This window comes from Streptomyces sp. NPDC046303 (assembly GCF_055588085.1).
The window spans coordinates 373,268-394,755 of record NZ_JBVJFA010000001.1; the positions used below are offsets into that span (position 1 = coordinate 373,268).

The following is a 21,488-nucleotide window of genomic DNA, read 5'->3' on the forward strand; positions in this document are numbered from 1 at the left end:
CGGTTCACCGCCCGGGCCCGCACCCCATCCCTGGAGGCATCCGCCGATGAGGCCCCCCGACGCGGCGGTCGACCGAGCCGAGACGCCGGCCGTGGACCGAGGCGCCGACCAGGCGCTCGCGGCAGTGGCCCGGCACAGTGCCGGGCGCACCGCCGCCGTCCTCGGATGCACCGTCACGGCAGCCGCGGCGGCACTCGCCGAACCCGCCGTCCTCGGCCACACCCTCGACCTGCTGCTCCGCGGAGCCCCGTCCGGCCCCGCCTGGACCCTGCTGTGCGCCGCGGTCATCGCGGCCGAAGTGGCGCTGGACGCCGCCGCCGCCCGGCTGACCGGCGAGGTGGACGGCCGCTCGACCGCCCGACTGCGCAGGCTCGGGCTCGGCCGGCTGCTGCGGACGGCCCCGCACCACGCGGCCCGCCACGCACCCGGCGAAACCGCCGCGCGGCTGACCGCACACGCCGCCGAGGCCGGCAAGGTACCGGCCGCCGTCGCGCACGCCGCCGCCGCACTGCTGCCGCCGATCGGCGCGGTGACCGCACTCTTCCTCATCGACCTGTGGACGGCGCTCGCCTTCCTCATGGGCGTTCCGCTGCTGGTGCTCCTGCTGCGGGCCTTCGCCCGCGACACCCTCGGCAGCGTCGCCCGCTACCAGCAGGTGCAGCTCGCGACCGCCGGCCGTCTCGTCGAGGCACTGGCCGGGGCGCGCACGATCGCCGCCGCCGGAACCGCCGCACGCGAACGCACGCGGATCCTCGCCCAGCTGCCGGAGCTCGGCACTGAGGGCAGGCGGATGTGGCAGGTCTACGGCGGAACGACGGCCCGGTCCGCGGCCCTCATGCCGATGCTCCTGTACGCGGTCCTCGCCGTCGGCGGCATCCGCCTGTCGGCCGGGGCCATCGGGATCGGGGACCTCCTCGCCGCCGTACGGTACGCCGCCCTCGCGGCCGGGGTCGGCGCCGTGACCGGCGGGCTGGCCGCCGTGGTCCGGGGCCGGGCCGCCGCCCGGCGGACCGCCGCCGTCCTGGCCCTGCCCGTTCTCGGCCACGGCCGGTCCCAGCTGCCGGAGGGCGGTCCGGGCACCCTGGAACTGCGGGGCGTCCGGCTCGTGCGCGGCGGATCGACGGTCCTGCACGACATCAGCCTGGTGATCCCCGGCGGCAGCACGGTGGCGGTGGTGGGCCGGTCCGGCGCCGGCAAGACGCTGTTGGCCGCCGTGGCCGGACGGCTCACCGACCCCGACGCCGGCCAGGTCCTGCTGGACGGCGTACCCCTGCGCGAGCTCACCGCCGAAGCACTGCGCCGGGAGGTCGGGTATGCCTTCGACCGGCCCGTGCTGTTCGGGGACACGGTCGAGGACGCGATCGCGTTCGGCGCGGGCCCGGATCCCGGCCCGGAAGCCGTCCGCGCCGCGGCCCGCTCCGCGGGCGCCGACCTGTTCGTACGGCGGCTGCCCCACGGGTACGGCACCCGCCTCGCCGACGCCCCGATGTCCGGCGGCGAGGTGCAACGCCTCGGGCTGGCCAGGGCGTTCTGCCGTGCGGGCCGGCTCCTCGTCCTGGACGACGCCACCTCCAGCCTCGACACCGTCACGGCCCGTGAGGTCGAGCGGGCGCTCGCCCACGAGATCCGGCCCGGCACGCGGATCGTGGTCGCGCACCGCCTCTCGTCCGCCGTCCGCGCCGACCTCGTCGTGTGGCTCGAGGACGGGCGGGTGCGGGCGGCGGGCACCCACGGCGAGCTGTGGCGGCACGAACCCGCCTACCGGGCGGTGTTCGAGGCCGGCGCGGAGGCGGTGCCGGAGTCTGCGACAGGGCCGGCGGCGGAGACGGCAAGCGAAACGGCGAGCGAGACGGCAGCGGAGGCGGCCCGGTGACCGAGAGCGAGGCCTGGCGCCGAGTGGCCCCGGAGGGACGCCGGTTCCTGCGCGGCCGCAAGGGCGCTGCGGGACGGCTGGCGGCATGGTCGCTCCTCGAGTCCGCGCACACCTTCCTCGGCGGCTACGGCGTGGCCCGCGCCCTCGACGACGGCTTCCTCGCCGGCCGCACCGCCACCGGTCTCGCGTGGCTGGCCGCGGCCGGAGCCGGAGCGCTCCTCGGCGGGTTCGCGCTGCGGGGTGTGTTCGCCGGACTCGCGGACCTCGTCGAGCCGCTGCGCGACGGCCTGGTCCGGCGGGCGGTCCGGCAGACACTGGACCGCGCGGTCGCCGACCCGGCCCGCGCTCCCGGCACGGGCGCCGTGTCCCGGCTCACGCAGCAGACGGAAATGGCCCGGGACTCCTTCGCCGGGCTGGTCCTGACGACGCGTTCGTTCGTCTTCACCGCCGTGGGCGCCTTCGCGGGGATGGCAGCCCTGGCCCCCGTGCTGCTGCTGATCGTGCTGCCCCCGCTGCTGCTGGGCGTGGCCGCCTTCCTGGCCACGCTCCACCCCATGGCGTCCGTACAACGGCTGTCCCTGGACACCGACGAGGCGCTGGCGGACCGGGTGGCGGAGCTGGGGGAGGGCCTGCGGGACATCGTCGCCTGCGGTGGACAGGCAGCGGCACGGGCCCGGGTGGAACCCCTGATCGCCACTCAGGAGCGGCTGACGCGCAGACTCGCGCGCTGGGCGGCCCTGCGCACCGCGGCCCTGGGAACGGCGGGCCGGCTGCCGGTGATCGCACTGGTCGCCGCGACCCCCTGGCTGCTCGGGCGGGGAATCACCGCCGGTACGCTGGCCGGCGGTCTCACGTACGTGGTCACGGCGCTGCTGCCCGCCCTCAACTCCCTGATGACGGCACTGGGTTCCGCCGGCACCCGACTGGTGGTGGTCCTCGAACGCTTCTGTGATCCGCTGCCGCCCGCCCCGGACGCCGGCCCCCCGGACCCCGGCCCCCCGGACGCCGGCCGCGCGGCGAAGCCGCACGCCCAGACCGGTCGGCGGACCTCCGCCGCGGCCGAGCTCCGCGGCGTCACCTTCGCCTACGGCCCCGGCGCGGTGCCCGTGCTCGACACCCTCGACCTGGTGGTGCGGCCGGGGGAGCACCTCGCCGTGGTCGGGCCGAGCGGCATCGGCAAGTCCACGCTCACCGCGCTGCTCGCCGGGATGCTGTCACCCGACGCCGGAACGGTCCTCGTCGCCGGTGCGGCCGCCCGCCGGGGGCCGGGTGCCACGGGACCGGACCCGCGGCGGACCCTGTTGCCGCAGCAGGCCTACGTCTTCACCGGCACCGTGCGGGAGAACCTGACCCACCTGTCCCCGGGGCCGGGAGGGGCTCCCGTACCCGGGGACGCCCAGGTACGGCGCGCCGTCGGCGCCCTGGGGCTGGACGACCTGGTGGAGCGCCTGGGCGGTCTGGACGGCGAAGTGTCCCCCCGGCAGCTGTCCCGGGGGGAGAGCCAGCACCTCGCGCTCGCCGCCGCCTACCTCTCGCCGGCGCCGCTGCTGCTGCTCGACGAGGCCACCTGCCACCTGGACCCGCGTACCGAGGAGCGTGCCGAACGGGCCCTCGCCGAGCGTCCCGGCACCCTCGTCGTCGTGGCCCACCGCGTCTCCTCCGCGGCCCGCGCCGACCGGGTCCTCGTCCTCGACGGGACCCGCGCCGTGTGCGGCACCCATGCGGAACTCCCGGCCAGGTCACCGCTGTACCGGGATCTGGTGGGGAAGTGGAACGGGACCGCGGACGATTGACGCGGTCCTCGGCCCCGTCCGCGGCGGATCAGACCCAGCCCTCCCGCCGCGATATCCGGATCGCGTCGATGAGATTGCGCGCGCCGGTCTTGCGGGTCGCCGCGGCCATGTAGTTGCGTACGGTCCCGCTCGCCAGGTGCAGGGTACGGGCGATCTCGGCGATGGAATCGCCCTCCGCGGCCCTGGCCAGCACGCTGACTTCCCGCGGGCTCAGCGGTACGGGGTCGGCCTCCATGAACGCCGAGGCCAGTGAGGCGTCGATGAACCGTTCCCCGGCGGCGACCTTCCGCACGGCCCGTACCAGGCGCCCCGGCGAGCCGTCCTTGTCCACGTAGCCGCGGGCCTCGGCCCGGAAGGCCCGGTGCAGAGAACCGGGCGCGCCGGTCGACGCGAGCACCAGTACCGAGGAGGGGGAGGCGAGGACCTGGCGGTCCGCGCGCCGGTCGTCGGCCAGGACGGCCGTCGTCCCCGGACAGTCGAGGTCGACGACCGTCACGTCCGGTCGTAAGGACTCGGCCTGGCGCGCAGCGGTCCGCCAGCCTGCCGAGGTGACCTCGAAGGGCCCTTCCGATCTCAGCAGGGCGGCCAGTGCCGACCTGACCAGGCTGACGCTGTGCAGGACGAGGACCTTCGTCATCGTGCGCTCTCCTCGGTAGACGAACCAACAGCACCAACGCGGGTGCCCCCGTACAGGGGTGATGGAACGTCACTGCGGGGGGCGCGGAGGGGCGTACGGGCAACTTGGCCGAGATTCCCAAGGATTCCGCTTCGCTTAGGCGGGTTACCCCCTTGAAGATCGGCCCTGTCCGCCCCCGCGTCCTTCCGCCGGCCCTTCCCGGTCCGCGCATCTGGCCGGATGCGCCCGTCCGACCCGCCCGCCCCGCCCGGGGGGCCACGCCGTTCGCCGCGGTCAGACCTCGCCGCGCCAGGCCCCCGTCTCGACCCCGCGCGACTCGATGAACAGCTTGAACCGCTTCAGATCGCCCACGACCTGACGCTTGACGAAGCCGAGCTTGTCGGCCGCCGTTTCGGCCAGGCCGTCGGGCACCCAGTTCATGTGCAGGACGACCTTGGTGGTGGTCGCGTCGATCGGCTGGAAGGTGACGAGCCCGGCCTGGCGGGCCTCACCGTCGACCGTCATCCACGCGACGCGCCGGTCCGGGAGCTGCTCGGTGATCCGCGCGTCGAACTCGCGCCGCACACCGTTGACGTTCGTCACCCAGTGGGTGAGCGTGTCCGTGCGCTGCTCGATGCGCAAGACCCCCTCCATGAAGGCGGGGAACTCCTCGAACTGCGTCCACTGGTTGTAGGCCGTGCGTACGGGGACGTTGACCTCGACGTACTCCTCGACGTGCGACATGCGCACCCCTTCCGTGTCATCGGCAGCCCCGCACCGTGCGGTGCGGCGCGTCCGTCGGGACGTTCGAGGCGCGGGTGCCCGCCCCTGAGGGCGCCATGCACGGGCCGGCGGCACGGGGTCCGTCGCCACCGCCGAGCCCCGTCCCCTGATCCTTCTCGGCGGCAACGGCGGAGGCGGACAGGAGCGTCGCCGCGGCGAGGCTGCCCCAGAGGGCGGCCGGGCCGTGCGGTGCGAGAGCGGTGATGGCCGCCGGGGAGACGGCGAGGCCGAAGCCGGTGGAGAGCTCGAAGCGGGCGAGGGTGCGTCCCAGGACGCGGGCCGGGGCGAGGGCGGTGACGAGCGCGGTGGCGCTGCCGGCATAGATGATCTCGCCGAGGGTGCAGAGTACCGACACCGCGGCGACGGCCGGGGCGGCCCAGCCGTGTCCCAGCGAGGTGGCCGCCAGGAACCCGAGGTAGGACGCGGTGAGCACCACGCCGGCCAGGGCCAGCACGCTCCGCCGGGAGAACCGGGACATCAGGACGGTGACCGGCACCTGCAGGGTGACCACCAGCACGGTGTTGGCCACGAAGAGGGCAGCCGACCACATCGGGGATGCGTCCAGCTGAGTCACCAGGACCAGGGGCAGCGCGATTTCGGGGACGTTGAGGCAGAAGACATAGATCACGTTGGCGGCCAGAAGCGCCCGCATGCGGGGTGCCGGCCCGGCGCCGGCCCCGGCGTCCGCGTCCTCGCCCGGAGCAGCGGCCGGACGCGCGTGCAGGCGGACCGACCACGCCAGGCCCGCCGCGACGAGATAGGCGAGCCCGGTGACGGCTGCCAGCGCCTGCAGAGCGGTGGTGCCGCCCGCCAGGCATGCGGTGGCGAGGAGCGCGCCCACGCCCAGTCCGGCGTTGCGCAGCGCCCGGCCTCCCGCGAGAGCGGCGTCGCGTTCCCGGCCGTGGGCGACCGTGGCCACGAGGGCTGCGTGGGCGGCCGGCCATGCCTGGTTGCCGATGCCGAGGAACAGCGCCGCCGCCCCGAACAGCCAGACGTGCCCCTGCGGAGCGGCCAGCAGCAGCGCCACGCCCAGCACCCGCACCAGCATCGACGCTGCCACGACCGTGCTGCGTGCGCCCCCGTCCAGCCATCGGCCCACCGCGGGCATGCACACCAGACCCACGACGACACCGACCGTCATGGCGATGCCGGTGGCGGGCGCGGACAGCCTCAGCACCGTCACCCCGTACAGCAGCAGGAAGGGCCGCAGCAGGCCGGTGCCGAGCGCGTCCACGGCCAGCGCGACGGCATAGCGGGAGCCTCCGGAGGCACGGACGAGGGCACGGGGCCGGATCTTGGTCATGGTTGTCATGGCCCCAACGGTGCGTTCGGGCCGCCGCACCGGCCGCGCGGGTTGACGGACACCGTCAATCGACGCCTTCGCCCGCCGTCCCGTCGGTGATGATGAGGAGGTGACGTTGAGGATCGACATCAGCGGCCTGCCGTCCGAGCGGCTGCGGTTCGCCGCCTCCCCGCTGGCCGAGCTGACCGCGATGCTGCACGTGCTGGCCGAACCAGGGCATCATCCGCAGTTCGCCGGATGGGCCGGGGACGTCTGGGCCGGGCTGCGGCCCGAGCTGGCCGAGCGGCTGCGGGAGGCGGAGTTCCTCTGGCGTTCCTCACAGGCCGACTTCCTGCTCCCCGCCCGGCCGCGGCCGACCCTCGCCGAGGAGTTGGACGACGTGGACCGGATCAGCGACGAAACGTACGTGACCGCCGCGCTCGTCACCACCTGCGGCGGCAGCCGGGTCCACCTCGCCGTGCCGTCGCCGCTCACGGACGCGACGGCACGCGAGCGGGCACTGGACCTCGCACAGGCCCGCGGCGCGCGCCAAGAGGCCTTCGCGGAACGGCTGCTCGCGGACCCGGCCGCTGTGCGGGCGCGGGTGCGCCACACCCTCGAACAGTGCGCCGAGGCCTTCTTCGACGCGGCCTGGACGGACGTGGCCGTACGGCTCGCCACCGATCTGCGCGTCAAGAACGACCTGCTGAAGCGCCAGGGCATCGGGGCGGCACTCGCCTCGGTTTCCGGCGCGGTCACCCTGGCACCGGACGGCGACTGCATCATCGTGGACAAGCTGCAGGACAAGGCGACCGCCGCCCACGCCACCGGCGTCACCTTCATCCCCAGCGTCTTCGGCCGCCCGCACCTGATTGCGGTGCACGCACCCGGGTGGCAGCCGGTGGTGCAGTACCCCGTGGCCGAGCCGGGTCCAGCGGAGCCCGTATCGCTGGAGACGGTCACACTGCGGCTGGAGGCACTGGCCCATCCGGTACGGCTGCGGCTGCTGCGCACCCTGGCCCGCGGCCCGCACACCACCGGCGAGCTGGCCCACACCTGGGAACTCTCACCCCCGGAGGTGTCCCGCCACCTCGCCGTCCTGCGCCGCGCGGGCCTGCTGACGGCCCGGCGGCACGGTCGCTACGTCCGCTACACCCTCAACCTGCCCGATCTGACGGCGCTGGGCACCGACCTGCTGGCGGCCGTACTGCGCTGAGCGGCAGGACCGCGGGGCCGGGGCCGGGGGCCGACCGTGCCCGCCCCTCCTGCCCCGTCCGGCGCGGGTGAAACGGTTTCGTTCGGTGAAGTGGCGACGATTACAAGGGCAGTTCCGGCCCATCGGAAGGAGTTATAGTCTCGTTACATTCGCTCGCTGTGGGTGGATATTTCCTGCCAAATCGCCATATTCAGTCCACCGACGCGGGTGAACTCGGGGCTTCGTCGCGCTCCGCCATCTATCACGCCCAGCGCCGGCACGGAACCCTCCAGCCCGATGCAATGTCAGCTCGTGCTGGGTAACTTCCCTCCGCATGACCACTGCACCCGCAGACCTGGCCCGCAGCCGAAGCGCCCTCCTGGACCTTCCCGTGGAGTTGCGTTTCGACAGCCCTGACGTGGGAGACGGAGCCTCCCTCTGGCGTATCGCCCGTGACTCCCAAGTCCTGGACCTGAACTCCCCGTACAGCTACCTCCTCTGGTGCCGTGATTTCGCCGCCACCTCCGCGGTGGCCCGCGACCCCCGCGGGCGGCCCGTCGGATTCGTCAGCGGATACCGGCGGCCGGCGGACCCCGGCACCCTGTTCATCTGGCAGGTGGCCGTCGACGAAGCCCTGCGCGGGCGGGGAGTGGCCGGAGCGCTGCTCGACGGGCTGTCCGCCCGCGAGGCGCAGCGGCAGGGCGACCTGCGCTGTCTGGAAACGACCATCGAGCGGGGGAACACCGCCTCGGAGCGGCTGTTCAGCTCGTACGCCGCCCGCCACGGCGCCTCACTCACCCGCGAGGTGCTCTTCGAGCCCGGCCATTTCCCCGGGAGCGACGCCCACGCCGCCGAAGTGCTCCACCGCATAGCGCTGCCCGGCGCCTGACATCAGGGCCCGCAGGCCTTCTTCGCCGTTCACCGCACCACCCCGCGTGGCGCTCCCGCAGAGCGGAGCCACGCCGCACAACGTCTGGAGAGCGCATTGACCATCACAGAGCCGCTTCTGAGTGTCTTCGAGACCGTGGAGTCGGAGGTCCGCAGCTACTGCCGGGCCTGGCCGACCGTCTTCGAGCAGGCGAGCGGCAGCCGGCTGCGCGACGAGCGGGGCCGTGACTACCTCGACTTCTTCGCCGGAGCCGGGTCACTCAACTACGGCCACAACAACCCCGTACTGAAACGCGCACTCCTCGACTACCTAGGCCGGGACGGCATCACCCACGCCCTGGACATGTCGACGACCGCCAAGCGGGACTTCCTGGAGGCCTTCCAGTCCGCGATCCTCGCCCCCCGCGGCCTCCCGTACAAGGTCATGTTCCCCGGGCCGACCGGCACCAACGCCGTCGAGTCGGCACTGAAACTCGCACGGAAGGTCAAGGGCCGCGAAGCGGTCGTCTCCTTCACCAACGCCTTCCACGGCATGTCCCTAGGCTCGCTCGCGGTGACCGGCAACGCCTTCAAACGGGCCGGAGCGGGCATCCCCCTGGTACACACCACCCCCATGCCGTTCGACAACTACCTCGGCGGCCGGGTACCGGACTTCATCTGGTTCGAACGCCTCCTGGAAGACCAGGGGTCCGGCTTGAACCAGCCCGCCGCCGTCATCGTGGAAACCGTGCAGGGCGAAGGCGGCGTGAACGTCGCCCGCCCCGAATGGCTGCAGCAGTTGGCGGACCTGTGCCGGCGCCGCGACATGCTCCTGATCGTCGACGACGTCCAGATGGGCTGCGGCCGCACCGGAAGCTTCTTCTCCTTCGAGGACGCGGGCATCACACCGGACATCGTGACGGTGTCCAAGTCCATCAGCGGCTACGGACTGCCCATGGCGCTCTGCCTGTTCAAGCCGGAGCTGGACATCTGGGAGCCCGGCGAGCACAACGGCACCTTCCGCGGCAACAACCCGGCGTTCGTCACCGCCACCGCGGCCCTGGAGACGTACTGGCGCGACGGCGTCCTGCGCCAGCGCACCCTCGCCCAGGGCAACCGGATCGACGAGGCCCTCGGCGAGCTCTGCTCCGACCCGGCCCTGGGCGCCACCCACCGGGGCAAGGGCATGGTCTGGGGCATCGAGTTCCAGGACAGGAACCGGGCGGGCGAGGTCTGCGGCCGGGCCTTCGAGCACGGCCTCCTCGTCGAGACCTCCGGCCCCGAGAGCGAGGTGGTGAAACTGCTGCCGCCGCTCACCATCTCGTCCGCGGAACTGGACGAGGGACTGGAGATCCTGACGCGCTCGGTCCGCGAGACGGCCTGACCGCAGGAGCAGCAGAAAGGCAGAACAACACAGTGATCGTCCGTTCATTCAAGGACATCGAGGGCACCGAGCGGCACGTGAAGGCCGCCTCCGGAACCTGGGAGAGCAAGCGCATCGTCCTCGCACGGGAACGCGTCGGCTTCTCCCTGCACGAGACGGTGCTCTACGCCGGGACGGAGACGTCGATGTGGTACGCGCACCACGTCGAGGCCGTCGTGTGCATGGAAGGCGATGCGGAACTCACCGACGAGGAGACGGGCGAGAAGTACCGCATCACCCCCGGAACCATGTACCTGCTCGACGGCCACGAGCGGCACACCCTGCGCGTCGAGCGGGACTTCCGCTGCCTGTGCGTCTTCAACCCGCCCGTCACGGGGCGGGAGGACCACGACGAGAAGGGTGTCTACCCGCTGCTCACCGAGCCGGACCCCGTCTGACGGCCGACGAGGGTACGCGGACACCGGCAGGAAGACGAGAGAGGAGAGGCAGGCAACACCATGAGCACCACAACCGAGCGCATCGCGGACGTCTACCCGACCAGGGGCGCCCAGGAGGCCCTGATCGGCCGCAAGGACCCCGTCATATGGTCCGATCCCGGTACTCCCGGGCCCCTGTGGAGGCGTGAACTGGAGGGATTCGAGCAGAACGGCTTCCACACAGTGGAGCAGCTCATCACGCCCGAAGAAGTGGACGTCTACCGGCGCGAGCTGGACCGCCTGGTCGCCGACCCCGCCCTGCGCGCCGACGAGCGCTCCATCGTCGAGCGCACGTCACAGGAGGTGCGCTCGGTCTTCGAAGTGCACCGGATCAGCGAGGTCTTCGCCCGGCTCGCGGCGGACCCCCGGGTCGTGGGGACCGCCCGCCAGATCCTCGGTTCGGACGTCTACGTGCACCAGTCCCGGATCAACGTGAAGCCCGGCTTCGGAGCCCGCGGCTTCTACTGGCACTCCGACTTCGAGACGTGGCACGCCGAGGACGGACTGCCGCGCATGAGGACCGTCTCGGTGTCGATCGCACTGACACCGAACTACCCCACCAACGGCGGGCTCATGATCATGCCCGGCTCGCACCGGACCTTCCTGGGGTGCGCGGGCGAGACGCCGAAGGACAACTACAAGAAGTCCCTGCAGATGCAGGACGCCGGCACGCCCTCGAAGGAAGCCCTCGCGAAATTCGCTGAGGCCTGCGGTATCCGGCTGTTCACGGGGCAGGCCGGCTCGGCCACCTGGTTCGACTGCAACGCGATGCACGGCTCCGGCGACAACATCACGCCGTACCCGCGCAGCAACGTCTTCTTCGTCTTCAACAGCGTCGAGAACGCCCCGGTGGAGCCCTTCGCGGCGCCCGTCCGGCGCCCCGCGTTCATCGCGGCCCGGGAGCTGACCCCCGTGCGCTGACGGTCGCCCGTACCGCTTCCGCCCGCCGCCCGGCGGGGAGCACGGCCCGGACGGGCCGAGCTCCCCGCCCGTCCGGTCCTACGGGGCTCCGGTGGCCGGCGGGGTCAGCGGGCCGTGCCGAAGTTCTGGGTCCAATAGGAGTTGGGCTGCGCGAGGCCGACGCCGATCTCCTTGAACGCGCAGTTGAGGATGTTCTCCCGGTGCCCGGGGCTGTTCATCCAGCCGGTCATGACCTGCTCGGGCGTGCCGTAGCCGTAGGCGACGTTCTCGCCGTAGGTCATCCAGCTGTAGCCGGCGCGGGTGATGCGCTCGCCGGCGTCCGAGCCGTCGGATCCGGTGTGCGACATGGTGGAGTGCGCGGCCATGTCCTTGCTGTGGTTCAGTGCGGCAGCCGTCAGCTTCGCATTGACGGTGAGCGCGGAGCAGCCGGCCTTGGCGCGCTCCTTGTTCACGAGGGCCACCACCTCGGCGGTGGGGCCGGACGGCGCTGCGGTCGGCGTGCTGGGCGGCTTCGTGGCGACCGGGGCCTTCGGCCGGACCGGGGCCGGCGCGGCGGGACGCGTCGCCGGGGGCGGCTCCGTCGCCGCGGTGGCCGGCGGCGCGGTCTGCGGATCCACCGTGGGCTGCCCCGTCGGCTCGGGCGTCCCCGTGGTGGCCGCCACGGGGACCGTCTGCGTCTGGAGCGGCGCGCTGGGCGACGGTGCGCTGGGGGAGGGGCGCGGCCCCTGCCGTTCGAAGGCCCTCGTCGCGGCCGTCTCCTGGGCGTCAAAACACGCGATCGCCGCCGTGGGTATGCCCACGATGCCCAGGGTGACGGCGGCGATCGATATTTTCTTGTACTGCTTCCTCTTGCGGTGCTTCTGCATGCTGGCCTCACTTGGTCTCTGCGAAGCGTCCTGCGCCTGAGCTGCCGGAGCGCCGGGCGGGCCGCCATTCTTGGAAACCCGGTAACGGGCTGGCAAGTCGCTGCGCCGGACCGGGCCGCGGCGCCGTACGCCGGGCTTGAAATGGGCGGGCAGTCGTGCTCGCCGCACGTCCGGCCGGCTGCCCGGAGCTGACGGGACCGTCAGAAACGCCTGTGACGTGGCACGTTGCAGAAGGCTGCCGCATTCCCGGAGACACCCATTTCGGTGGGCAAGGGGAATGTCGACTGCTGTGCGACAAATCTCGACATATCTGTGAAGCCTTAGTGGACGTAATGCTTCCGTGACCCTCATGGCGGCTGTGATGCATATCACCGTTTCGCGGCGGAACCGGCCGGCGTCGTCGTCTGTCGTCGGCTGAGCGGCGGATTCGAGGTGCCCGGCCTATCGTGAAAGGAGAGGGAGGCTGTCTTCCGGCGCGGCCCGCCGGCTCCCCCGGGGAGGCGTTCGATGCCCGAAACCCTCGACACGGAGACCGTGACAGCGCTCGTAGTGGATGCCACGGCCGCCCCGTCGATGCACAACGCGCAGCCGTGGAGATTCCGCTTCTTCCCCGACAGCCGCGTCTTCCACATACGGTCCGATCTGGAACGCTCCATGCCGCGCGCCGACCCCACCACGCGCGCCCTGCACCTGGGCTGTGGCGCGGCTCTGTTCAACCTGCGGGTCGCCGCCGTTCACGCGGGCTGGGAGCCGGCCACGCGCCTGCTCCCCGACGCCCAGGACCCGCAGTTGCTGGCCTCGGTGCGGCTGTCCGCCCCCGTGACCGCCGACGGTGACCTCGCCGCGCTGTACCCGGCGATCCACCGACGGCACACCAGCCGCCGGCCCTTCACGGAGGAGGAGATACCCGCAGGCATCAGGGACGAGCTGTGCGGCTGCGCGATCCTGGAAGGCGCACGACTGGTCTTCCCCTCCGCATGGCACGTGGCCAGGCTTCTGGACCTGGTGCACGACGCCGAGGGCCGCGATGCCCTGGACCCCGCGGCCGCCGAGGAGACGCAGCGCTGGACGCGCATCGGCACCGACGCCGCGGACACACCGGCCGACGGGATCCCCGACTACGCCTTCGGACCGCGTCGGTACGACGGCCAGGCACCCGTGCGCGACTTCGCCGGCAGGAGTGCCGTTGAGGGCCGTCAGGCGGCCACCTTCGAAAGCAACCCGCAGCTCGCCCTGCTGGGTACGGTCAACGACCGGCGGGCCGACTGGCTGCAAGCGGGCCAGGCGATGGAGCGCGTCATGCTCCAGGCCACCCTGGACGGACTGTCGACCTCACTCACCTCCCACGCACTGGAATACCCCGAGCTGCGCTGGGCCGTACGGGATCCGCAGTCGACCATGGGCTTCGTGCACATGGTGCTCCGCCTCGGATACGGCCCCCCGGCCCCCGCCACACCGCGTCGGCCCGTTCACGAGGTACTCGACATCGATACGGGACACGGGTGAAGCCCAGGTGCCAGGACAGGGCCGGGAGGATGTGGCAGGTCTCCGCCCCGGCTCAGCGGGTGAGCGCGGCCGCCAGGGACGGATAGTCGAGGACCATGCCGCGCTCGTCGACCTCGAGGTCGCTGCGGAAGTCCCCGGACTCGTAGCGGATCCGAGCCCCGTGCTCGGCGCGGGCCAGGTGGGTGTAGGTCTGCCGGTTCGGACTGACCGTCAGCTCGGGGACCGACACCCACGCCATCGTGAACACCACAGGACCGGCTCCCGGCTGCCGGTGCAGGGCGTGCCGCAGCACGGGCATCGTGTTGGTGAGCGGGCACAGCCCCAGGTCGCAGTCGAGGGCTCCGCCGAGGTCGGGTCGTTCCGCACCGTTGACGGTCCAGCGGCCCTCCCCGTCGTGCCGCAGGTCCAGGGACCCGGTCGACGCGGCGGTCTCGACGGTGACCCCCAGCCGGGTGGTCACCCAGCCGCCGGTCGTCTCCAGCTCGTAGGACACCCAGTACGGCTCGGGGAGCAGGCCGACGGCCCGTCCGCGGGCGGAAAGCGAGTCGGGTCCGAAGTCGACCCAGGCGGTGGAGTAGCCCCTGGCGGGAAAGATCTCCCAGGTCCGTGCGACGGCAGGAGTGCTCATGATCCGAGCCTAATGCCGGGGCCGGGCCGGGTACGCCCCACCGCGCCGAAGGCCCCGCGGTGAGGGACCGCGTGGCCTTCGGCGCGCGCCGGTGACCGATCAGGCGTCGGCCGCCGCCGACACCTTCTCCTGCGGCGTTGCGGGGGCCGGTACGCCCTCAGCCCCACCTGCGGGCGCGGCGGCCGCGGGCTGCGCAGGAGCGGTGTACATCACCGAGCCCTGCCTGTGCTCCTTCTCGACGGACCCCTTCTTGACCAGGGCCTCGAGAGTGTTGCGCACCACCTGGGCGGACGCCGACCGGGCCGGGTGGGCCTGGGTCAGTTCCGTGGCGACCTCGCTTACCATGCGGGGCTCTCCGGCGCCGGTCAGGAGGGCCAGGACGAGCTCGCGCAGCGGCGGTTCCGCGGCCTTGCCCGCCGTCGGTTCGGTCGTCTTCTGCGCCGCCGCCGTGGCGGGCTTGCGCGCGGTGGTCTTGGCCTTCGCGGGCTTCGCCGCCTTGGCCGCCTTCGCCCCGGCCACCTCGGCCGAGGCGCCGCCGGAAGGAGCCTTCGCCCGCGCCGACTTCTTGGCGCGCGCCGTCCCGCCCGTCGCCCTCCTCGCCTGCCGCGGCTTGGGAACGGCCCCTGCCGCGGCGGCCTCCGCGGACGCGGGTGGCGCGGCGACGGTGTCCGGGGCGGGGGACTCGGATCCGGTGGCTTCCGCGGCCGGCGCGGGCAGCGCCTCCCGGACGCCGCACAGCCAGCTCTCGTCCTCCTTCAACTGCTTCAGGCGCACTTCGAGTTCCGCGATCTGCGAGGAGACGACCTCCTGCTCCTTGCGGTTGGTCTCGAGATCGGCGGCGAACCGCTGCGCGTATACGTTGTGGATGGGCGTGGTGTCGGGCTCGTTTGCCATCACGGCTCACTTTCCTCATACCTCACGGTGTTGCTGACGGATGCTACTCACCGGCAAGCGGCTGTAGTTCGGCTTCCCGCAGGTTTCCCACCATTCGATTCGCCCGGAACCCCGGTCCGTTCGGCCGTCAGCCGTTCAGCGACTTCATCAGCTCAGGGGCGTAGCGGTCGCCCGAGGCCACACCGTGCGGGGCCACTGCGTCGATGGCGGCCAGGTCCGCGTCAGTGATCGTCACCGCGGTGGCGGCGATGTTCTCCTCGAGGTAGCGGCGGCGTTTGGTGCCCGGGATCGGCACCGCGCCCTGGCGGAGGGTCCAGGCCAGGGCGAGCTGCGAGGGTGTGACGCCCTTCTCCGCGGCGAGGCGGCGCACCCGGTCCACGACCGCCAGGTTGCGGTGGAAGTTCTCGCCCTGGAAACGGGGATCGGTGCGGCGGAAGTCGTCGGCCGCGAAGTCGTCCGGACTGGTGATGGCCCCGGAAAGGAACCCGCGGCCGAGCGGGGAGTAGGCGACGAGCCCGATGCCGAGCTCGCGCAGGGTGTCGAAGACGCCGTCGTGCTCGATGCCGCGCTCGAAGAGGCTGTACTCGGTCTGTACGGCGGCCAGCGGGTGGACGGCGTGGGCGCGGGCGATGGTGGAGGACGAGGCTTCGCACAAGCCGATGTGGCGGACCTTGCCGGCGGCGACGAGCTCGGCCAGGGCGCCCACGCTCTCCTCGACCGGCACGTTCGGGTCGATGCGGTGCAGGTAGTAGAGGTCGATGTGGTCGGTGCCCAGATGCCGCAGGGACCGGTCGGCCGAGTGTCGGATGTACTCGGGGGTCGCGTTGTGGCCCACGAAGGCACCGTCGTCGCTGAACTCGATGCCGGTCTTCGTGGCGATCACGGCCGCTTCGCGGCGGCCGGCCAGGGCCTTTCCGAGGAGTCGTTCGTTGTGGAAGGGGCCGTAGCCCTCGGCGGTGTCGAGCAGGGTGACCCCGAGTTCCAGGGCGCGGTCGATCGTGGCCAGCGACTCGGTCTCGTCCGTGGCTCCGTAATGGGCGCTCATGCCCATCAGTCCGAGCCCTTCGACGCCGACCTTCAGCCCCTGGCCGCCCAGTGCGCGCATGTCCATGATGTGCTCCCTCGGGGAAAGTAACTAACTGGATAGATAGAGCATGCCGCGACTCGAGGGCGATGTCAATAACCAGATAGTTACTTGCTAGGGTGGGCGGCATGGCACGGGATTCCAGCGCGACCAAAGCCCGCCTGCTCGATGCGGCCTTCGCCGAGTTCGCGGCGTACGGCATCGCCGGTGCGCGGGTCGACCGCATCGCCGAGGCGGCGCAGGCGAACAAGCGGCTCATCTACGTCTACTACGGCAACAAGGAACAGCTCTTCGACGCCGTTCTCCAGCGGGCGCTGGAGACGGGTTCGGAGTCCGTGCCGTTCGACGCCGACGACCTGCCGGGCTACGCGGGCGCCGTCTTCGACCACCTCGTCGAGCGGCCGTCGCTGATGCGTCTGGTGCTGTGGAAGCAGCTCGAGCGCCCGGGGGTCACGGACACGGAGGCGGCGTCCTACCTGGGCAAGATCGCCGCGGTGCGGCAGGCGCAGGAGGCGGGCCTGATCGACGCCGAGCCCGACGCCGCCGATGTGCTGACGCTGGTGATCGCCCTGTCGCAGGCCTGGTTCGGCGCGGTGCGGGCTCCGGCGGCTCCGGCGGCTCCGGCGGACAGTGCGGCGGGAACCGACTGGGCGCCCGAACGGCTCGCCCGTCACCGGTCCGCGGTGGTGGAGGCCGTACGCCGGATCACCGCACCGCCGCCCCGCGACGCGGGTTGAACCGCGACCCCGGGTGATCCTCATCCGCCGGCCGGGCCGTGCGAGGCCGGCCCGGCTTGCCGACGCCACGGGCACGCGGCGGGCGTCGGCGTCACCGCGGCGCGCGTTATCAGAGCGCGGGCCGGGACCAGGGTGCGTCGATGTCGCCGGACTCCGGTCGTAGCCCGAGCTCGCGGAGCTGGTTGACCGACATCATGGCGGTGAACATCGCGCTCGGGTTGGCGCCGCCGACGCCGAGTTCAGCGGCGGTTTCCACGTAGCGGGTGGTGAACGCGCGCGGCTGGACCCGCCGGCTCTCCCTCGTCAGTCTGAGCGCCGTCTCCTGCAGGGCCGCGGCCTGCTCCAGCAGTCCGTCCAGATAGGACACCACCTCGGGGCCCCGCCGCACGGCGAAGGTGTGTCCATCGGTGAGGAGATCGGCCTCTCCCTCTTCGAAGAGCAGGGCGGCGGCGCCGAGCACGGTCTGGATCTTGAGCTGGTCGGCGTCGGGCAGCGCCCCGCAGGGCCCGTTGCCCTCGTCGGACAGGTGAAGGACGCCGCAGTCCCGCAGGTGCACGATCACATGCCCGGCGCAGTGGCCCTGGCTGCGCAACACGCGGACCGCGCCGTCGGTGAAGGTCCAGCCGCTGAACCGAAGGGACCCGATCCGAATCCGCTCCAGCGGCCGTTCCTCGTAGGTCCGGGTGGTCGCCCCGAAGGGCCGGAACGGCTGGAAGAGCGACACCACCTGGTCGGCGGCCGGCGCGGGCGGCTCGGGCAGCGCACCCGACCAGGCGATCCGGTCGAAGGCGCGCACCCAGTACGACGCCGGGTCCCGCATCTGGTCGAGGTCGAGAGCGGGGACGTAGTGCTCCACCGGCACCCCCAGCTCGTCGGCCAGGTCGTTGTTCCCGACGTGGTCGAGATGGCCGTGCGTGGTCAGCACCAGGGCGCGGGACCAGGGCCCGACCCGGTCGGCCGCCTCCAGCAGTGCCGCGCGGAAGGCCGCCGTGACCCCGGTGTCGACCAGCACGAGGGTGTCGCCCGCGCGGTGTACGAGGGCGTTGGCGACATCCGGCTGATCGCGCTCGAGATCGAGTCCCTGCCCGAGGACCAGCACGGTCCTGTCGTCGATCTCGATCAGGTCGCCGAGCGCGGTCATCGGTCCTCCCGCGGTCTCGATCACGAGCCCCTGCCGACGAGCGTACGCCGCACCGGGCGGCGTGTCCCCCGGAAGACTCCGGCCCGGACGCCCCGGCTGCCGCAGCAGCTCGTGGAGGCCCCCGGTGCAGGTCGGCGCGGGCCGCCGCGTGGGCGACGCCGATGTCAGCCGAAGATCGTCGAACGGTAGGCTCATACCGCAACACGACGCGAAGGGGAGCTTCAGTGGCGCGAGTTGCGGTCATCGGTGGGGGTATCAGCGGGCTGGGGACAGCGCTCATGCTCGGCCGGCGGGGCCACACGGTGACGTTGTTCGAGCAGGACGCACGGCAGGCCGGAGAAGACCTGAACCGGGACTTCTTCCACTGGGACAGACCCCGGATCCCGCAGGCCGTCCAGCCCCACTCGCTCCTCGCGCCCGTGCGCACCGTGTTGCGCACCGAGATCCCGGACGTCTACGCGGACCTGCTGGAACGCGGAGCCCGGGAGTACCACGAGTTCGACTGGTTCGGGGAGCACCCGCCGCACCGGGCCGGCGATGAGGACTTGGTGACGCTGCGCACCCGCCGCATCGTGCCGGAGGCCGCGTTGACCGCGGCCGTGCGGCGGGAGCGCACCGTTGACGTGCGGCGAGGCTGCCGGGTGAGCTCCCTCGCCATCGGGGAGGGCCGCCCTCCCCGGGTCACCGGCGTGCACGTGGGCGCGGACATGCATCAGGCGGACCTCGTCGTCGACGCGTCCGGTCGCCGCTCGCCGGTGCCCGCCTGGCTGACCGCGGCAGGCTGCCGCCCGCCCGTGGTCGACAGCCACCGCGCCGGGATCGCCTACCTGTGCCGCTGGTACCGGCTGCGTGCCGACGGCCCGCGTGACCCCGGGCGGGTCAAGACCGGCTCGTCCGCACCGTTCGCGCTCGCAGGGGTCTTCCCTTCCGACAACGACACCTTCGCGGTCAACCTGGTGCTCTCCACGGGGGATCCGACGCGCGGCGCGCTCACCGACCCCGCCGTTTTCGAGGCCGTCGCCCGCCGTTTCCCCGCCACCGCCGCCTGGCTCGACCTGGCCCCCGAACCCCAGTCGGCCGTCCTGGCCATGGCCGGCCTGGACAACCGCTGGACCGCCCTCGCCGACGATGACGGGCCTCTCGTCACCGGCCTGGTCAACGCCGGGGACAGCCTCATCCACACCAACCCGACCTCGGGCCACGGCGCTTCCCACGCCCTGCTCGCCGCCCAGCACCTCGCCCACCACGCCGACCGGATCGCCGCCGATCCCACCGGCTACCACACCTGGACGGCACGGACCCTCCGCCCGTGGTTCGACGCGCAGGTGAGGGCCGACCGCGCCCACGAGCAACGCCTCGCCGAGACCGAGAGTTCACCTCCCTCGGATCGGCGGGCTGCCGCGCTGGCCGCGTGTGCCTTCGACGACCCCGTCGTCATGAGGGCCCGGGCCCAGGTACGGCACCTCCTGCGACCGGCCCAGGACGCCTACGGCACCGAGGAAGTGGACCGGCACGTCACCGCCTGGCTGGCTGCCCGCCCGGACTTCTCTCCAGGGCACGACGGCCCGACCCGAGAGCAGTGGGACGCGCTCATCCCGGGCCGGACGCCGCCGAGGCCCGCCCGCGTGGGTGTGCCGGCCCCTCCGGCCGGAGTCCTCGGGCGGTCCGGGCATCGGTAGCCCGGCCGGGCCGGCGTCAGTACACGAGCTTGTACGTCACGTCCTTGGGGACCGGTGCCGGTGCGGTGTCGGTGTACACGAGCCGGATCGTCGTGAAGCGCTCGACCTCGGGGTGCTCGGACCAGGCCTGCGGATCGCCGAGAGTCACCGTCACCGGATAGGCGCGGAAACGGCCGGCCGCGCAGTACGGGCGGCAGTCGTTCACCAGGTCGGTGCCGGTGGCCGTCGCGGTCCTCGGCCCCCAGGTGTCCCAGCGGAGTTCGACGAGCCGGTTGTTCCCGTCCCCGCAGGCCAGCAGGTACTCCTCGGGGCGTACCTGGGCCTGGGAGAAACAGTCGACGACCACGACCGGATCCAGCTGCGCCGGACTCCGCGCCGCCACCGTTGCGGTGTTCGCGGAGGCCGGGAGCACGGCCGCGGTCAGGGCCGCCACCGTGCACAGCAGGGTGGTCATCCGACCCCGGCGCCGGGATGCGCGCGCGGGCCGGCCGGCTGCTGAAACGTTCACGAAAGACCCCTCGCCACTCGCTGGCCGCCGCCGACACTGCGGCTCTACCCAGCTTCCCCCATGCGTGTGGGCCGTGCACCCGCTGGCGAGTCCTCGGGCTTCCCTACTTCTGCAGCGCCCGGACCCCCTGCCGCTCCAGGTTCAGGCAGTCGTCCACCTGCTCGGCACACGCGTGGAAGAGCGCACGCCGCTCCTCGGCCCCGGCCTCCGGGTTCGCGTCGCGGGCGAGCGCGGCCAGCTCCGACCAGTGCCGGCCGGACTCCCTGAAGAGGCCGGCGGCCTCCGGGCGCTCGACGAGTTCGAGGAAATCGGCGTACAGCGGACGCGTCGCGCCCGGGGCGGTCCACTCCTCCTCCAGGCAGGCGTGCAGCCGGCCCGTGCCGGCCCGGAAGGCCTCGGGGGAGCTGCCGAACCGGCGCTCCCAGCCCGTCTTGGTGGTGCTGTCGCGCAGCTGGGCGGCGAGCTTCTCCATCCCGGAGAATCCGAAGTTCACGTCGAACGCGTTTCCCAGGACCGGCCCGGTCAGGTGCGTGACGGTGGAGGCGATGGCCCCGGCGACATCCGGCTCCGCCTCGGCCGGGCCGGTGGGTACGACCAGCTGGTGGCGGCCCTTGCGGTGCGCGGTCCAGGCGGCGCCGAACTCCTCGCGGTCGATCCGGTACGGCGTGTCCGCGCCGTCCTCGATCAGCAGGTCGTCGCCGTCGTACCCGGCGATGACGACGGTGTACGGGTCCGTGCCCGTCATCTCCGCCTCCGGGTCGGCCTCGTGCCAGGGCAGGGAGGACCGGTCGACCACGCAGAAGGCGGGCTGGCCCTCGTCGAGTGCGGCGCGCACCCGGCCCCAACGGGGCTTCATCGCACGCGTGGCGTCGTACGGGATCCCCAGGCGACCGAGCGCGACCTGTACCCAGGGCTCGGGGTGGGCCTGGGCCACGATCGTGGCGATGGGCAGCCGGCCGGCGTACTCGAAGACGAAGTACATGAAGCCGATTCCGCCGGCCAGGCCGGCCACGAGCTCCTCGTCGTGGACGCTGCCGAGCGCGTGGCGGATCAGGGAGGCCTCACGGTGGCGTCCGGTGCCGAAGTCTTCGTACACGAGCACAGTCATGCGGTCAGCCTATCCGCGGGAGAGGCGGGAGTTCACGCCCCGGCGGGGCAGCCCCGCCGCTCTCCTCCCGCGGCCGCCGCGCCGCCGCGGCATTCCGCAGCGAACCGGGGCGAACGAACGTACGATGGTCGGGGACCCGCGCCGCGG

20 protein-coding genes are annotated in these 21,488 nt (G+C 72.6%); 10 read left to right on the forward strand and 10 right to left on the reverse strand.

All coding sequences use genetic code 11. The features are described from left to right. The first annotated feature begins 46 nt into the window (after positions 1 to 46). Both ACZ6I1_RS01765 and ACZ6I1_RS01770 read left to right on the forward strand, forming a co-directional pair. Positions 47 to 1,873: an ABC transporter ATP-binding protein gene (locus ACZ6I1_RS01765; RefSeq protein WP_469281954.1), complete on the forward strand. Its 1,827-nt coding sequence runs from the start codon at positions 47 to 49 to the stop codon at positions 1,871 to 1,873. Then, positions 1,870 to 3,666: an ATP-binding cassette domain-containing protein gene (locus ACZ6I1_RS01770; RefSeq protein WP_469281955.1), complete on the forward strand. Its 1,797-nt coding sequence runs from the start codon at positions 1,870 to 1,872 to the stop codon at positions 3,664 to 3,666. Before ACZ6I1_RS01765 ends, ACZ6I1_RS01770 begins: the two co-directional genes overlap by 4 nt. 28 nt (positions 3,667 to 3,694) lie before the next feature. On the opposite strand, the gene ACZ6I1_RS01775 is transcribed toward ACZ6I1_RS01770, so the two are convergent. The 3 genes from ACZ6I1_RS01775 to ACZ6I1_RS01785 form a co-directional block, all read right to left on the reverse strand. Continuing rightward, positions 3,695 to 4,303, reverse strand: a complete 609-nt coding sequence (locus ACZ6I1_RS01775; protein WP_469281956.1) for a response regulator transcription factor — start codon at positions 4,301 to 4,303, stop codon at positions 3,695 to 3,697. 273 nt (positions 4,304 to 4,576) lie between these two features. Further along, positions 4,577 to 5,026 carry an SRPBCC family protein gene (locus ACZ6I1_RS01780; RefSeq protein WP_469281957.1) on the reverse strand — a complete coding sequence of 150 codons (450 nt, stop codon included), beginning with the start codon at positions 5,024 to 5,026 and terminating at the stop codon, positions 4,577 to 4,579. A 16-nt stretch (positions 5,027 to 5,042) separates the two neighbouring features. Further along, entirely contained in the window at positions 5,043 to 6,377 is a 1,335-nt protein-coding gene (locus ACZ6I1_RS01785; RefSeq protein WP_469281959.1) for an MFS transporter, read from the reverse strand. Positions 6,378 to 6,477: 100 nt separating this feature from the next. On the opposite strand from ACZ6I1_RS01785, the gene ACZ6I1_RS01790 reads away from it, so the two are divergent. From ACZ6I1_RS01790 to thpD, 5 genes are all read left to right on the forward strand, one after another. After that, a complete protein-coding gene (locus ACZ6I1_RS01790) occupies positions 6,478 to 7,563 on the forward strand; it encodes a DUF5937 family protein (protein ID WP_469281960.1) in 1,086 nt (361 codons plus the stop codon). A gap of 313 nt (positions 7,564 to 7,876) precedes the next feature. Further along, a complete protein-coding gene (ectA, locus tag ACZ6I1_RS01795; RefSeq protein WP_469281961.1) occupies positions 7,877 to 8,431 on the forward strand; it encodes a diaminobutyrate acetyltransferase in 555 nt (184 codons plus the stop codon). 96 nt (positions 8,432 to 8,527) lie between these two features. Then, on the forward strand, positions 8,528 to 9,793 hold the full coding sequence (gene ectB / locus ACZ6I1_RS01800) for a diaminobutyrate--2-oxoglutarate transaminase (protein ID WP_469281963.1): 1,266 nt from the start codon (positions 8,528 to 8,530) through the stop codon (positions 9,791 to 9,793). Positions 9,794 to 9,825: 32 nt separating this feature from the next. Beyond that, the gene (locus tag ACZ6I1_RS01805; RefSeq protein ID WP_469281964.1) at positions 9,826 to 10,230 is read left to right on the forward strand and encodes an ectoine synthase; all 405 of its coding nucleotides are present in this window, start codon (positions 9,826 to 9,828) and stop codon (positions 10,228 to 10,230) included. Between the two features lie 60 nt (positions 10,231 to 10,290). Beyond that, positions 10,291 to 11,190 (forward strand): ectoine hydroxylase, encoded by a 900-nt coding sequence (gene thpD, locus ACZ6I1_RS01810; protein WP_469281965.1) that lies wholly within the window; start codon positions 10,291 to 10,293, stop codon positions 11,188 to 11,190. A gap of 104 nt (positions 11,191 to 11,294) precedes the next feature. Here thpD and ACZ6I1_RS01815 read toward each other — a convergent pair whose 3' ends face one another. Then, the gene (locus ACZ6I1_RS01815; protein ID WP_469281967.1) at positions 11,295 to 12,056 is read right to left on the reverse strand and encodes a CAP domain-containing protein; all 762 of its coding nucleotides are present in this window, start codon (positions 12,054 to 12,056) and stop codon (positions 11,295 to 11,297) included. Between the two features lie 507 nt (positions 12,057 to 12,563). Here ACZ6I1_RS01815 and ACZ6I1_RS01820 point away from each other — a divergent pair. Then, positions 12,564 to 13,562 (forward strand): Acg family FMN-binding oxidoreductase, encoded by a 999-nt coding sequence (locus tag ACZ6I1_RS01820; RefSeq protein WP_469281968.1) that lies wholly within the window; start codon positions 12,564 to 12,566, stop codon positions 13,560 to 13,562. Positions 13,563 to 13,614: 52 nt separating this feature from the next. On the opposite strand, the gene ACZ6I1_RS01825 is transcribed toward ACZ6I1_RS01820, so the two are convergent. The 3 genes from ACZ6I1_RS01825 to ACZ6I1_RS01835 form a co-directional block, all read right to left on the reverse strand. Next, complete coding sequence (locus ACZ6I1_RS01825; RefSeq protein WP_469281969.1) at positions 13,615 to 14,190, reverse strand: putative glycolipid-binding domain-containing protein; 576 nt, start codon at positions 14,188 to 14,190, stop codon at positions 13,615 to 13,617. A gap of 99 nt (positions 14,191 to 14,289) precedes the next feature. After that, on the reverse strand, positions 14,290 to 15,084 hold the full coding sequence (locus tag ACZ6I1_RS01830; RefSeq protein ID WP_469281970.1) for a hypothetical protein: 795 nt from the start codon (positions 15,082 to 15,084) through the stop codon (positions 14,290 to 14,292). Between the two features lie 127 nt (positions 15,085 to 15,211). Then, positions 15,212 to 16,195, reverse strand: coding sequence for an aldo/keto reductase (locus tag ACZ6I1_RS01835; RefSeq protein ID WP_469281972.1), 984 nt, complete (start codon positions 16,193 to 16,195; stop codon positions 15,212 to 15,214). Between the two features lie 101 nt (positions 16,196 to 16,296). Here ACZ6I1_RS01835 and ACZ6I1_RS01840 point away from each other — a divergent pair, with 101 nt between their 5' ends. Further along, positions 16,297 to 16,905 (forward strand): TetR/AcrR family transcriptional regulator, encoded by a 609-nt coding sequence (locus tag ACZ6I1_RS01840; protein ID WP_469281973.1) that lies wholly within the window; start codon positions 16,297 to 16,299, stop codon positions 16,903 to 16,905. A 109-nt stretch (positions 16,906 to 17,014) separates the two neighbouring features. Here the strand turns inward: ACZ6I1_RS01840 and ACZ6I1_RS01845 are convergent, their stop codons facing one another. Beyond that, positions 17,015 to 18,046, reverse strand: a complete 1,032-nt coding sequence (locus ACZ6I1_RS01845) for an MBL fold metallo-hydrolase (protein WP_469281975.1) — start codon at positions 18,044 to 18,046, stop codon at positions 17,015 to 17,017. 224 nt (positions 18,047 to 18,270) lie between these two features. Between ACZ6I1_RS01845 and ACZ6I1_RS01850 the strand changes: the two genes are divergently transcribed. After that, a complete protein-coding gene (locus ACZ6I1_RS01850; protein WP_469281976.1) occupies positions 18,271 to 19,725 on the forward strand; it encodes an FAD-dependent oxidoreductase in 1,455 nt (484 codons plus the stop codon). A 16-nt stretch (positions 19,726 to 19,741) separates the two neighbouring features. Here ACZ6I1_RS01850 and ACZ6I1_RS01855 read toward each other — a convergent pair whose 3' ends face one another. Next, positions 19,742 to 20,179, reverse strand: coding sequence for a hypothetical protein (locus ACZ6I1_RS01855; protein WP_469281978.1), 438 nt, complete (start codon positions 20,177 to 20,179; stop codon positions 19,742 to 19,744). Between the two features lie 157 nt (positions 20,180 to 20,336). Further along, positions 20,337 to 21,341: a BtrH N-terminal domain-containing protein gene (locus ACZ6I1_RS01860; protein ID WP_469281980.1), complete on the reverse strand. Its 1,005-nt coding sequence runs from the start codon at positions 21,339 to 21,341 to the stop codon at positions 20,337 to 20,339. Between the last annotated feature and the right edge of the window lie 147 nt (positions 21,342 to 21,488).